At 46.9% G+C, this 15222-nt stretch carries 6 protein-coding genes; 1 reads left to right on the forward strand and 5 read right to left on the reverse strand.

Going from position 1 to position 15222, the window contains the following annotated elements; genetic code table 11:
- Positions 1 to 32: 32 nt before the first annotated feature.
- Both NLZ44_RS13865 and NLZ44_RS13870 read right to left on the reverse strand, forming a co-directional pair.
- Complete coding sequence (locus NLZ44_RS13865) at positions 33 to 1094, reverse strand: O-linked N-acetylglucosamine transferase, SPINDLY family protein (RefSeq protein ID WP_493750160.1); 1062 nt, start codon at positions 1092 to 1094, stop codon at positions 33 to 35.
- A complete protein-coding gene (locus tag NLZ44_RS13870) occupies positions 977 to 2965 on the reverse strand; it encodes a TIGR03032 family protein (protein ID WP_493750161.1) in 1989 nt (662 codons plus the stop codon). The genes NLZ44_RS13865 and NLZ44_RS13870 overlap by 118 nt, the downstream gene beginning before the upstream one ends.
- Before the next feature lie 644 nt (positions 2966 to 3609).
- On the opposite strand from NLZ44_RS13870, the gene NLZ44_RS13875 reads away from it, so the two are divergent.
- Positions 3610 to 4167 carry a CDP-archaeol synthase gene (locus tag NLZ44_RS13875; RefSeq protein WP_493750162.1) on the forward strand — a complete coding sequence of 186 codons (558 nt, stop codon included), beginning with the start codon at positions 3610 to 3612 and terminating at the stop codon, positions 4165 to 4167.
- A 98-nt stretch (positions 4168 to 4265) separates the two neighbouring features.
- Here the strand turns inward: NLZ44_RS13875 and NLZ44_RS13880 are convergent, their stop codons facing one another.
- The 3 genes from NLZ44_RS13880 to NLZ44_RS13890 all read right to left on the reverse strand — a co-directional run bounded on the left by NLZ44_RS13880 (position 4266) and on the right by NLZ44_RS13890 (position 15043).
- Entirely contained in the window at positions 4266 to 11156 is a 6891-nt protein-coding gene (locus NLZ44_RS13880; RefSeq protein ID WP_493750163.1) for a cadherin-like domain-containing protein, read from the reverse strand.
- 103 nt (positions 11157 to 11259) lie between these two features.
- On the reverse strand, positions 11260 to 11442 hold the full coding sequence (locus tag NLZ44_RS13885; RefSeq protein ID WP_493750164.1) for a hypothetical protein: 183 nt from the start codon (positions 11440 to 11442) through the stop codon (positions 11260 to 11262).
- 97 nt (positions 11443 to 11539) lie between these two features.
- Positions 11540 to 15043: an Ig-like domain-containing protein gene (locus tag NLZ44_RS13890; RefSeq protein WP_493750165.1), complete on the reverse strand. Its 3504-nt coding sequence runs from the start codon at positions 15041 to 15043 to the stop codon at positions 11540 to 11542.
- Positions 15044 to 15222: the final 179 nt, after the last annotated feature.

A 15222-nucleotide genomic window follows, 5' to 3' on the forward strand; every position in this document is an offset into this window, starting at 1 on the left:
TGTTCAAAAATACAGGGATTAGAATGGGCGGTTTAACGATGCCAGATTTGCAGCAAAGCTGTCTCTAAATTACTGACGAATTTGGAAACATCAAATAAGGGACTATCTCGACCCTTTATCTGCTGCCTTAACTGCTGCAATTCCTGGGGGTGATTTGCCCAATAGAGGGCTTTTTTATGATAGTCAAGGGCGCTGTTACATATCATTTCGGGTACTCCGGCACTGGCACAAATACTGGCTCCCATGCGGGTGGCATTAGTCACACCTGGTTTGGTTAAGACGGGTAAGCCTCCATACAGGGCGGCGATGGTGGTGGAACCGCCGTTATAGTTCCAAGTATCTAGTCCTAAATCGGCTAATTGCATACGGGCTAAATATTGGTTATGGGGAATTTTCGGCGCAAAAATTAGCCGTTGGGGGTCAACTCCCGCAGCGATCGCAGTTTGGCGTAGGTGGCTGAGGGTTTCTTCTACTGGGGGTAAGGATAGCCACAGGATACTGCCTTCTACTTCCTGTAATAGCTGCATCCAGACTTGAAATAAGTCGGGGCTAATTTTGTAGTGGCGATTAAAACAGGCAAACACAAATCCGGTTTCGGGTAATCCGAAATCCGAGCGGTTTAAGGGTTGGTCATATATCTCCATGAAGGAACATATAAATTGATGGGGGAGATAGATAATTTCTTCGTCATAAAAGGAGGCTAGGCTCTCAGGGACTACCCAGTTATCGGTGATTAAATATTGGATAAATTCCGCTCCCATAGTGTTGGGATATCCCAGAAAACCGGCTTGAATGGGAGCGGGTTTATACGCCAATATTTCCGGTTTATTGTATCCGGTATATCCGGCTAAATCGATGAGAATTTGGATGCCATCATTGTTAATTTTTTGGGCAGCTTCGGGGGCGCTGAGGGAGTCGAGATGCCGAAATTCATCGCAGCCCTTGATTATCTGGTCTGTGACTTCATCATGGGCGCTTAATAGATGATAACCAAAGATTTCAAATTCGGCGCGATTATGCTGTTTAAAGATATCTTGAATGAGTCGCCCGACGGCGTGACTATAAAATTCGGGAGAGATATAACCCAGGCGCAATTTGTCCGTTTTCTGGTAGTTAAATTCCAGGGGGTTTTGGCTGATGGCTTGGCTAAGACTGGCCGCTTTTTTCTGGGCGACTTTCTGGGATAGTTCGGGGGAATTGGAAATGCGTTTAATTGGAAGGGGGGGAGGATAGCATGGCTTTTGGGTTGGTCAATATATGCCTGGATTGATTGAATTAAATTGTTGATAAATTGGTCGTAATTTTCCCAATCACATAACTGGAGCTTGACAAATTCAAGATGATGTGATAATCCGGGGTGGTTCGGGTTGAGTTGTTGGACTCGTTGGTAGGCGAGTTTAGCTAGGGTAAATTGACTTTGAAATTCCCAAATTTGGGCGAGGTGGAAGTAGGCTTCTGTGTAGTTGGGTTGATGGCTGGCAGCGGCTTGAAAGAGTTTGATGGCTGCTTCTAATTTGGCTTGTTGTTTGTACAGTAAGCCGAGGTTGTACAGGGCGGGAACACATTTGGGGTTGATTTCTAGGGCGCGTTTGAGTCCGGCTTCTGCTGGCTGGAGTTGGTCTTGCAGCAGATAAATTGAGGAAAGGTTGGCGAGGGTTTCGGGGAGGTTGGGGTTAAGTTTGAGTGTGTTTTGATAACATATTATGGCTTCGTTGTATCGCTGTTGTTGTTGCAGCAATGTACCCAGGTTATTGTGGGCGGGGATATAGTTGGGGTTGGCTTGGATGGCTTTTTGAAAGCAGGTTTCTGCCGCGGCTAGTTGACCCTGTTTTTTGAGGGTCTGCCCTTGTTCAAAGTGTTGTTGATATGTTGTATCTTTGGGGGGATATGATGGGTCAGAGTTGGGGGATGTTTGGGCTGGGGTTGAATTGATGGGTTGTCCGATAGTTATGAGTTGGGAGATGTTCCCGGTTTGAAATCCTACTGCCATAGGACAACGGACTTGGGGTAGAATGGCGACATCGTAGAGTTCGCTGGCTTCGGTGTCCATGTCCAGCCATTCGATGATGTCCCCGGTGGTGATGTCGATGATAAGGATGCCGCAACGGGGGGTGGCTTGTTTCTGTTGTAGTTTTTCTTCGAGTAATAAGCCGGAGAAGTGATAGTCTCTGGGTTTGGAGAGTCCGACTATGGCATAATTGCCAACGAAGGCTAACCCCCGTCCGTAGCCGGGACAGAAGGTGACGGGGATAAATTGGTTGTTGTCAATATAGCCCAGTTCTCCGGTGCCTGAGTTGAGTAGCCAGAGTTGGTTTTGATGCCACCGGGGAGAGTGGGGCATTGATAAGCCTTGGGCGATGATTTGGTTGCTTTGAATGTCAATGACAATTCCTCCGTCTCGCCTTTGGTGCCGCCAACCGGAGGCTACGTCTGATTGGCTGATGGCAGTAATATATCGGGGAATGCCGTTAACTGTGGCGATTCCGTTGAGGTGACAACGGTCTTCGGGGGCGAGTTTGGAGATGAACTCGGGTTTCCATAAGGGGGTAAAGCTATGTTGGGGGTGGAGGGTGGCTAAACAGCTATAGTCGGTGTTGGCAAAAATAATGTTCTGGTTGGGGTCGATCGCTATAGCATGGATGTCTAGGTCGCCGGTGGTGTGGGCGACACGGGGGACATAGAGGCGATCGTATTTTTCTTGCAGGAGTTGACCGCCTTCGAGGACGTTTTCGAGTCGCCAAATTTGATAGCGGGTGGCTAAATAGAGGCGGTCTGAGGTGGCATGAAGTGCCATAGGACGGTCAAATTCCCATACGGGGGTGTAGATTTGGCCGTCGGGTTGGATCCCGATGAAACAGAGGCGGTTGGTTTGATAGGTGGTGATCCCTAGGCTGAGTTGCTGTTGGTGTAGCCATTCTAGGAAATGGCGCGAGTAGGGAATGGTGAGGGTTTTGGGATTTGACATGATCTGAGTTATGGCTGTGTTTCTCATGTATTCATGAGTCGGGAAAATGATCTCGAAATAACAGTCAAGAGGCTGAGAGGTTTAATGGTTGGTGTCGGATTTTTGACACGACAAACAAACCCCATTAATCGGCATGGGAAAATGACCAAATGACTTTGGCAAAATACAGCCACTGAGAAAGACGCGACGTGAATAGGAGAAACTTTCAGTGTGCAGTTAACAACTGCACGCACAGCTTGATTGAGCTATGTTTTTAAGTCCTTCCCTGACTGTATCCGATTGGGCAGACTGAGCTTGCCTGAGCTTCAGATCAGAACTCGGGAACGATGGAGCAGTTATGGGTCTCGGTTTCTGATTGGCTAAACGAGATGATTGAGTAAGGCTTTAGTAAACCCTTAACAACACTAATATATCACACCTCAATCAATTTTTATATCCGATTTGTGCAACTTTTTTTTGGGGGGGTGGGACTGGGGTCTGATGATGCCGGGGAGTTGATGTAAAATAGCCCTTTGATGCCCGGGCTAAAAAGCGATCGCTCTACTACAGGGAATCCTATTAAGCGACGATATCCCATTAATAATACAGTATGGGGGCGGGATAATTTATAATGGATAATAAATTGACTCTATTAATCTCATGCCATGACAAGAACTGATATATTATCAATGCTCACCTGGGACTTACTTAATTTGATGTGGATAGCCTGCGGGTTATTTTTGGCAGGAGTTTTAGAAGCATTCTTATGGAAAACTCCACCGTTTCAATTATTAAACTTCCCCGTGCAAAAAGAATGGTTTGGCGAAAACAAGAAATGGCGGGGTCTCATTAGTCTACCCCTAACTTTTATGGTGAGTGTAATCGGGTTTCAATTCCTAGAGTCATTGGTGGAAATTAACCAGGCTTTTGCTATCCATTTCCAAGACTTTAAGGCGGTTGAATTTGGGTTGCTAACCGGGTTGGTATTTAACCTGTCAGAATTGCCGAACTCTTATATCAAACGTCGGCTAAATATTGCCCCAGGAGAAGAAGCGAATATCATTACTTATCTGTTTGACCATATAGACTCGACCTATGGAGTTCTGATTTTATGGTATTTTTACTTCCACTTTCCCCTACATTTTATCAGTGTGGGTTTAATCGCCACTCCGTTATTATTTATGGGTGCAACTTGGCTACGAAAAAGGTTAGGGTTGAAGTAATATCATACCATATTCACGAGTAGAGGCGGGTTCTGGAGTTGGCTATATGCCTCCCCAAAAGCAGGACATACCCGCCTGTTATAGGCGGGTGAGACTCTCTAAAAAATCAGAAAATCATCGGGTGATAACTCAGTTACCCCTGTGATATTTTGGAGTCTGGCTAAAATCTGGGAGTCGTCCCCGGTAGTATTATCACCATCACCATCATAAATGATGTAAGTATGGCTACCATCATCATAAGCAAACAGATTATTTCCATCCAAGACATTAGATGAAATATCAGTTTGAACGGTTAGGAGAATGCGGTCAGTATTGGGAATCAAATCACTAGATAAAGCGATCGCATCTCCTTCCGCCTCTCCCAGACCTGTGAAATCGGCGATCGTATCATATAACCCCGTACCAATTTGTTCAGTAATACTACCTGTACTATCAGCATTAAATGCTGTGCCGCCACCATCATCAGGACTCTGGTATAAAAAGCGATTATTTCCCTCTCCTCCTACCAAAGAATCACTCCCCAAACCACCAAATAGCGTATCATTACCGCCCAATCCTGATAAGGTATCATTACCAGTACCACCAGTTAACAAGTCACCAAAATTACCGCCTTCAAGACTGACAGGAGTATCCCCAGGTGCGGGTCTCCTATCAATGAAAACTGTGGCTGTTACTGATTGGTCATCCGAACTGATAGTGTATGTAAATCGATCCTCCTCGACAAAAGTATCAATGATGTCGTAGCTAATTTCATTAGATGATTCCTCCCAAATAGGTATAGCCGAAGCACTTTCGGCGGCATCATTTTCAACAGTAGGATTCTCACCCTCTGGAAAGATATCATTAGAGAGTATATCAATAAATAATGTCGTCAATAATGTGTTCCATTGAATATTGGTAACAATCGGACCCACATCATTAGCAATCAGAGGAACAAACATATCAATAGTTGTCCGAGGCTGATTACTGTCATCATTGCCATCATTCACCACCACTGTTACTATGCGGTTTGTGGTATTAGGACGGTTTGAGGTATTGTTGTAAAACACGCGGGAAATAGCTGTTTGATAGTTGGCGAAAGATGCACTACCAGAAAGTCTCAGAACCCCCGTTTCGGGATTATAGGTTTCGGCGGTGATACCTCCCGGAAGTCCGCCAATGACGGATAAACCCTCATCTTCCCCATTGATGGGATTGGTCAGAGTAATAGTTGCTGATTGGATGGTAGTATTATCTGGGTCGGTAATGCTGATATTATTAGAAGCGATCGCCACCGGACCAGCGTCGGCTTCAAAGGTATTAGCGAAGTTGTTACCGCCGACGACACTGTTAGTGGTATCTAAATCAATCTCAGGGGGGTCATTAACCGCCACCACAGAAATAGTGCTAACAGCTAGGGGGTTATTATCATCCCTGCCATCATTTACCACCACTTCAATAATGCGATCGCTTGTATTTGGATCGAGGGAACGATTTATATATGTTACCGTTGCCAAAACCTCTTCGTAAACACTCAGGGAATTTTCCCCAGAGAGTGTTAACACCCCCGTAGTTTGATTATAATTAGCCGTAATATCGGTATCACCCGTATTAACTGCCAATTCCTCAAAATCCCCATCTAACAGATTAGTAATCCTGACAGTAGCGCCCACTAGGCTATCATTATCAGGGTCGGTAATGCTAACACCATCACCAGAAGCGATCGCCACTGGTGGCTGTTTTTCCGTGAAAGTAGTCGCAAAATTAAGGGTTTCCGAATCATCAGGACTCAGATCCACAACAGGAGATTCATTAACCCCCGCGACAGTAATGGTGACAGTAGCCGTGGCTGTAACACCCATATCATCAGCTACTGTGTAGGTAAACGTATCTTCTAAAGTTTCCTCTTCCTGCAATGCTATAAATGATTCTACCTCCCTTGGGTCAAAGGTGTAGCTACCATTAGGATTAACCGTAACTGTAGCACCCCGAGAACTATTAGAGTCAAAATCAACCACCTCTAACGGACCCCCTTCCGGGTCTGTATCATTACTCAGCACACCTCTAGGCGCATTTACAGTTAAGACTGTATTCGCCAGGATACTATTGCGATCGTCCACAGCAACAGGAGGTTCATTAACTCCAGTTACAGTAATGCTGACCGTGGCCGTAGCCTGATTACCATCAACATCCTCGATAGTGTACGTGAAAGTATCAACTATCTCCTGTTCTTCCCGCAACGCCAATAAAGCATTAGCATTTCTGGGGTCGAATGTATAACTACCATCGGGATTAACTTGTACTGTAGCACCCTGAGCGCTCCTGCCATCAAAAGCCACAACCGTTAACGGATCCCCGTCTAAATCGAAGTCATTGGCGAGAACTCCCTCCGATGACTCAACACTCAAAATTTGGTTAGCAAGGGTGTTATTCTCGTCATCAACAGCCGTAGGCAGAGATTTTACCAGCACCGTCACCGTAGCTGTGTCGATACCTGAACGTCCATCACTAATGGTGTACTCAAAACTAGCTTCTCCGACAAAGTCCGAGTCTGGGGTAAATAACACATCACCCGCTTCTGGGTCTAGTTCTACTGTACCGTTATTAGCATTACTCACTTCTATGATGGTGAGAACATCATCATCAGGGTCGCTATCATTAGCTAGTAAAGTTTCCCCAGGGATGTTTATGGCAGTATTTAGTAAAGCATCAACCTGATCATCTTCCGCGACGGGTGGTCGGTTTAGGGTTTCAATGGTGATGGTATCTGTAGCTGTTAAAGGATTATCAGGATCTCCACCACCTTGGTCATTAGTAGTAATTTCCAAGCTACCATTTTCGTTGAGAAACTCTGGTAATGGGGTAAATGTTAACCCTTCTAAGGCTTGGTTAATAGCTGAGAGAGTACCAGTCAAGGTGAGAGTTTCCGTGTTTTCCCCAGTAACTTCCACCGCTTCGGTATTTTCCCCAGGGGTAACTGTCCCATTGGTCGCCACTATAGTCACCACTAACGGGTCATCCCCCGCGTCTGGGTCAGCAATGGTAATGGCATTATCAGTTTCAGTGCTAAATACTAGGGGTGTATCAGTATTAGTGGCTTGGGTTTCTGGTAGGTTGTTACTGGGTGGTTCATTAACCCCGGTGACGGTAATGGTGACAGTAGCCGTGGCTGTAACACCCATATCATCAGCTACTGTATAGGTGAAGGTATCTTCTAAGGTGGCACCAAACCGCAATGCTATAAATGATTCTACTGTAGTTGGGTCGTAGGTGTAGCTACCATCAGGATTAACGGTAACTGTAGCACCCTGAGAACTATTGGGGTTAAAATCAACCACCTCTAACGGACCGCCTTCGGGGTCTGTATCATTAACCAAAACTCCCTCAGCCTCACTCACAGTTAGCACTGCATTAGCCAGGGTACTATTGCTATCATCGACAGCAACAGGAGGTTCATTAACTCCAGTGACGGTAATGCTGACGGTGGCGGTAACGGTACTACCAAGACCATTGCTAATTGTATAACTAAATGTGTCTACAACCTGTTCCCCTTCTCGTAACTGTCGAAAAGCATTGACATCGATGGGGTTATATGTATAACTACCATCAGGATTAACTTGTACTAAGGCTCCCTGATCGCTGGTTTCGTCAAAGTCTACGATACTAAGTGTATCTTCTTCGATAGGAGTATCGCTGGCGAGAAGACCTGATGCAGCATCGACATTGAAAATATCATTGGCTAGAATATCGTCTGCTTCTTCTAATGATGGTTTGACTACTACGGTAACTGTTGCTGTGTCTGTTTCTTCCCTGCCGTCATTAATGGTATAATCGAAACTTGCTCGACCTTGTGTATCTGTAGTTGGGGTGAATTGGATATTACCATCACTGGTGAGTGCTACTGTTCCCCCTACGGCATTTCCAACCTCTGTTAGGGTTAGTTCATCTTCGTTGGGGTCGCTATCGTTAGCGATAAGTTCTTCCGGTGTGAGAATAACTGGTGTATTGCTAACTGTTGTGGCTACATCATCTAGTGCATTGGGAGGTAAATTTAGGGCGTTAATGGTGATGGTATCTGTATCTGTTAACGGACCGCCTTGTCCGGTGTTGCCGAGGTCGTTGGTGGTAATTTCTAACTCTCCGTTTTGAGCGTTAAATTCCTCGGTGGGGGTAAAGGTTAAACCATCTAGGACGCGGTTAATTGAACCTATTACACCTGTAAGGGTTAGGGTTTCGGTGTCGCTGCCGTTAATTTGCACGCCTTCTGTATTGGTGCCGACTGTTAAAATGCCGTTGGTGGCAACTAGGCTAACTTCTACTGGGTTACTACCAGAATCAGGATCGGAAATACTAATGGAATTGTTGTTCTCTTCACTAAATAATAAGGGGGTTTCTCCATCGGTTTCTTGTGCTTCGGGAACTGTATTTGTCGGGGGGTTATTAATGGCAGTAATCCTAATGATAGAGTTGGCGGGATTACTGTCTTCAATACCATCACTAAGGATTACGGTAATTAGGCGATCGCTTGTACCTGGTGCTAGGGATGTGTTACTATAAACTATTCGGGAAATGGCATCTTCATACGCTACGGGAGGCGCAGTTCCAGTGAGTAGTAAAACTCCCGTATTTGGGTCATAAGCATCGGCGGTAATATTGGGAGATAAAGACCCGGTAATTGATAAACCTTCTTCTTCTCCATTGGCTGGGTTGGTAATAGTAACAGTGGCTGAAACTATATCATCACCATCTGGATCGCTAATGCTAATGCTACCAAGTGCGCCAATGAAAACAGGAGAATCTCCTTCGGTAAAGTTGGTGCTAAAATCGTTCCCAGGTGCGGCAGAATTGAGGTCAATTACCGGAGGCTCATTAACTAATTCTACATTAATGAAAACAGTAGCAGTAGCGGTTTGAGCATTACTATTTCTAACTGTATAAACGAAGGTATCTACCCCCACAAAATCGCTGGGTGGTGTATAGATCCAAGATGAACCACTAGGTTGGATTGTGCCACCTTCACTGGTGGTTGATGGTACATTAGTAATGGTGAGAATATCCCCTGGTATTCCCGGACTATCATTCTCTAACAGAGTGGAATTATTAATGTTTAAGGAACTATTCTGTGCCACACTGAGGGTATCATTTCCGGCTTCAGGACCATCAGAAGGGGTCGGGGTCGGGGTCGGGGTCGGGGTTGGGGTCGGGGTCGGGGTTGGGGTCGGTGTGGGAACCGGGGGGGGAGTGGGAACAGGAGGGGTAGGAGTGGGTTCGGGACTAGGAGTCGGACTGGGAGTCGGACTGGGAGTCGGACTGGGAGTCGGACTAGGTTCTGGTTCGGGCTCTGGTTCGGGTCCAGGTTCTGGTTCGGGTCCAGGTTCTGGTTCGGGTCCAGGTTCTGGTTCGGGTCCAGGTTCTGGTTCGGGTCCAGGTTCTGGTTCGGGTCCAGGTTCTGGTTCGGGTCCAGGTTCTGGTTCGGGTCCGGGTTCTGGTTCTGGATCTACTAAAGGTCCGTCTGGGTCGATGAGAAAATCTGTTTCGTCCAGCATGGCTGGATCTATATTTAATAAAACTGCTAAAAAGTCTCCGGTATTGCGGTCTATGAGCAATGTATTTCTGATATTGGCACCTTCACCACGACGAATTTCAATATCCGCAAAGGTGAGTCCTCCGGTTAATCCAATTTTGTCAACACCAGCTTGAAAGTCGGTGATCAGATCTGCTAATTCTGGGGAAGCGCCGCCAGTGGTAGCTGTAATTACACTACCACCACCTTCAGACGCACTGACAACTAAGCCAACAACAAATATATTTCTACCACCACCACCAGTGAGGGTATCAACGCCACGACCGCCTTCTAGTAAATCATTACCTTCATCTCCAAAGAGGCGATCGTTACCCTTTCCGCCTCTTAATATATCATTACCATCACCGCCAAAAATTATGTCGTCACCGGGACCGCCAAAGATAGTATCATTCCCCTTACCACCAACGAGTTCATCATTACCATCATCACCAAAGAGTAAATCGTTACCAGTCCCACCAAACAGGAAATCATTATCAGCGCCACCATAAAGGGTATTATTGCCACCACCAGCTAATAATGTATCGTTACCCTTATCGCCAAACATCAGGTCGTCATTTTCACCCCCTATGAGGCTGTCATTACCTTGACCTCCATACATGGTGTTATTACCAGAGACACCGAAGAGGATATCAGCATCTTTATCACCGAATAACAGGTCATTCCCACCTTCACCAAAAATCAGATCATTACCCTGACCACCCCGGATACAATCATCTCCGTCGCCACCATAGATGGTATCATTACCGGCATTGCCATTAATGGAGTCTGCACCATCACCCCCTCGGATAAAGTCATCTCCCCCTAAACCGAAAATGATGTTATTACCACCTACACCATCGATCGCATCATTAAAATCACTACCCAGAATGGTATCGTTTCCCTCTGTACCAACTCCTGAACCTTGTATGGTGATGATTTCTGGTTCTGGGTCGGGTGCGGGTTCGGGTTCCGGGTCGGGTTCCGGGTCGGGTTCCGGGTCGGGTTCCGGGTCGGGTTCCGGGTCGGGTTCCGGGTCGGGTGCGGGTGCGGGTGCGGGTGCGGGTGCGGGTTCCGGGTCGGGTTCGGGTTCGGGTTCGGGAAACTCAAAACCCTCTGGTCGAAAGAGAATTTCCCCCCCACCACCAGGTAAAGTTTCTCCGGCTTGTCCTGCGAGACTTTGAAAGCCTGAGTCAGTTTGTTCAAGATAAACAATGGAACTGGTAGCGATCGAAACAGCTTGTAAAACTGGTTCTTCAGGAATAAATAAGAGTTCCCCATTGGCTCCGGTCATGGTATCCCCGATCGCCCCCCCAAAGGTTTGAAATTTACCAGGAATGGGGTCAGCCGGAAAAATTAATTCAATATTATTAGTGCTTAGTAGACTATTACCGGGAATAACTCGGCGAGATATGAGAGCGAGGGTGGTAGGGATATTAACACCAGTCATGATGGGACTCCTTAATAGTGATCAAGTATTAGGGGGAATATTGAAACAGGGGAGGATATGGGTTTAACTGTTCTCCCCTGCTTTGGGAAATCAGGAACTATGGCTAGATGATGGTGAAATCATTAGAGCCGAGAATGGTACTAATGTTATCGGTCGAAGGATCAATTGATGGCAGAATAGCCAGGTCAAAGGCGGGTAAACTATCATCAGATAAGTTCGGGTCAAAACCGAGAATATAGTTACCTTGGAAGCCTGGATAGGTAAGGTTATTCCGGTAGAGTATCAAAGCGGAACCGCCATCTGAACCCCTTTGATTTTTGAGCGCGGCGTTAACGGCTTGAATATTATCAAAGGTGTCTTGGAAGATAATTAATTGTCGTCCGCTAATGTCGAGTACCTTCGGAGCCTAGAGCGCTAATGATAGCGCTTTGGAGGGGTGCGGCGGCGGTGCCAACGGTGGGAACTAACCCATCAAAATTGTTTTCTCCAGACAGAATTAAGAAGCGATCGTTTCCTGGTTGTTTAAAATCAGTGATGATATCGACTCCCTCGCCGGGGTTGAGGTAGTAGAAGACATTGTTACCGGAATTTCCTGTGAGTAGGTCAGAACCTGCTCCCCCAGATATGGTATCATCTCCAGTGCCACCAAAGATGGTATCATTGCCACTGTCTCCGAAGATGAGGTCGTTACCATCACCACCAAAGACCTGATCATTACCTGGTCCAGCAAATACGGTATCATTACCGGGTCCGGCTATAATCGAATCATTCCCAGCGCCGCCAAAGATGCTGTTATCACCGCCAATTCCATCAATGGTGTCGTTACCTTCACCACCAAACAGGGTGTCATCTCCCTCGCCGCCAACGATAGAATCGTTACCCAGTCCACCAAAAATGGTGTTATTACCAGAGCCAGCAATTAGGGTATCATTGCCTGGTCCGCCTTGAATGAGATCTCGACCAATTCCACCGAAGATTAAATCGTTACCGTCATCTCCAAATAATTGGTTATCGCCTCGCTCAGTAATTATGGTGTCATTACCATCACCACCAAAAATGGTATCGTTACCTGTGCCACCAGTGAGGGAGTCATTACCAACACCACCACTGAGTAAATTACCATCATCACCGCCGATAATGGTATCGTCTCCACCTTCTCCAAATAGACTGTTAATTCCGCTACCGCCAATGATGGAATCGTTACCGGGTCCACCAAAGATGGAGTCGTTACCTTCGTTACCCAATAGGGTATCGTTTCCTTCTCCACCATCAATGACATCATTACCACTTCCCCCCACTATGGAGTCATTTCCCGGACCTCCATCGAGGATATTTCGACCGCCAACACCCACGAGGGTATCATTACCACCAAATCCTTGAATGTACTCACTCAAGGCGGTACCCTCTATGTTGTCATCTTCATCAGTTCCCTGAATGAAGTCATCCACGACTGAGATACTAAAGATTTGCTGGGGTAAGGTGGCCACACTATCTGTGAGTCGGAATACTAAATCATCTACGCCAGACTCTCTACCAGAGGTATAGATAATAGCACCAGTATTAATGCTTTCTTGGCTGAATCGATCGCCAGTTCTAATGCGATCGGTGGAAGTAGTCCCCAATCTCTGCATAATACCAGCTTGAGGCTCTCTTAATACCTCATAAAATACCTCAGTCGGAAGATTGTCTGGGTCTTCGGCAAATAGGTTATTAACTGTGATGGTTTGTTGCTGAGTTGGCAGTAGGATAATCCCGCGATTAACTACTAATTCTGGCGGTTGATTAACCTGTATAAATACAGTGGCTTGGGCAGTGTTACCACTACCATCAGTTATGGTATAGGTAAAGGTTTCCGGCTCTACAAAGCCAGGATTAGGAGTATAAGTAAATGTTCCGCCTCTGGGGTCAGCAGGACTTTGGATTAAGTCCCCCCCTGTGGTCATGGTAAATTCAATCACCCTAATAGGTTGCCCTTCTGGGTCGCTATCATTGGCGAGTACGTCAAAGGTCACTGGTTGGTTCACTGCTCGTCTCACCCGGTCATCAACTGCGTTAGGTGGCAAGTTGATAGGGGGTGGGGGTGGCGGAAGTGGAGGTACAGGAGGGGTCGGTGTGGGTGTCGGTGGTGTCGGTGTGGGTGTCGGTGGTGTCGGTGGTGTCGGTGGTGTCGGTGGTGTCGGTGGTGTCGGTGGTGTCGGTGGTGTCGGTGTGGGTGGTGTGGGTATGCCGATGTCCAAGCCGACGACGGGGACAAAATCGGAGGCGGTTAAGTTATTGCTGTTAACCCCAATGAGAACTGCTAGGAACTCTCCATCACTACCATTACGGATAATAGCATTCCCGGCGTTTTCCTCGCTTTGGGTAATGCTGAGTTGTTCAAAGGTGAGGTTCCCCAACAAACCAATTTTATCAGTCCCACCAGTGAAGTCATTAATGACATTAGCTTCTTCTACGCTACCGCCGCCACTACCTTCGGCGATCGCAAAGGTGTCACTACCGGAACCACCTGTGAGGGTATCGGCTCCGAGACCTCCAAATAATAAATCATCTCCCACTTCTCCAGCAATTTGATCATCGCCTTCGCCGCCGATGATAGTATCGTTTCCTGGTCCACCAAAAATGGTATCGTTTCCAACTCCCCCAAATAATAGATCAGCACCATCATTACCGAAGATTAAATCGTCTCCTTCGCCACCATAAATCGTGTCGTTGCCGTCATCTCCCCAGAGGATATCATTACCTTTGTCGCCAAAAATCAAGTCATTCCCAACACCACCCCGAATGCAGTCGTTGCCGTCCCCGCCATACATAGAATCATTACCCGGTCCCCCCAATAGGGTATCGTTGCCGAGGTTGCCGAATAGTAAGTCATTACCATCCCCACCAATAATCAGGTCATTGTCCTGACCTCCATAGGCGGTATCATTACCCGGTCCGCCGTCCAGGGTATCGTTGCCTTGGTTGCCGAAGAGTAGATCGTCGCCTTCGTCACCTTGTAGGAGGTCGTTTCCAGCTAAACCGAAGATGGTATCGTTTCCAGCTAAACCATTAATGACATCATCCCCTGATGAGCCGATAATGGAGTCATCTCCGGTGGTTCCTTGACCTATTCCTTCGATAATTTGGGCTAAATCGCCAGGTTGAACTGAGATCACCACTTGCGCTAGGTCGGAGTCTGTCCCGTCGGTGACATTGTAACTAAAGCCATCAGTACCAAAGAAGTCTGGGTTAGGTCGATAGGTGAATATTCCCGCGCCGTTGAAGATTAAGGCTCCGTTGGCGGTGCTGCTGAAGTTTTGAACGCTGAGGGTATCTCCGTCTGGGTCTGTGTCGTTGAGGAGTACATCAAAAAAGGTGTCTTGTCCCTGGCTGGTGGTGACAAAAACATCGTTGGCTATGGGGGGTTGATTTTCCCTGGGTTCTGGTTCTGGGTCTGGGTCAGTTCCTGGGTCAGTTCCTGGATCTGGTGATGGGTCAGTCCCTGGGTCTGGCTCTGGGTCTCCTGCATCGTCAGGGATAAAGACAAAGGAGCCGTCTGCACGGCTTTGGAGTCTACCGGGTTCTCGATTTAGAACGGTGAGGAATCCTTGGTCTTGTCCGGCGGCTCTAACTACTATTACGGTTTCACTGCTACCTTGAATTGTGGCTTCAAAGCCTGGCTCATCGGGAACAAATAGTGTCACTCCTCCCTCTCCGAGTAGGGTATCCCCTAAGCCGTTGGAGGCGGGTAATATGTTGGTGATGGACCCAGGGAAGGTTTCAAATCTGTTGGGTATTGGTTCGGCGGGAAAGATGAGGACAACTTGGTTGAGGCTGAGAATTTGATCTCCAGGAGATACTCGCAACGCAAGTTGAGCGGGGGTGGTGGGAATGGTTGAACTGGTCATGAGGTGACTCCTAATTGGTGATGACTTGGGAATTTTGGCATAGACAAGGGGTTATTTTAACGGTTAGGCTATTTAAGTTTTTGGGGGCATGATTTGGGGAAGGTAGCCACATGGGTGATTTGAAGTCATCGCCATAATATGAATGGCTATCAATTTAAACAGATTAATGATGTATCAGT

The sequence above is a fragment of the Arthrospira sp. PCC 9901 genome, from assembly GCF_059013425.1.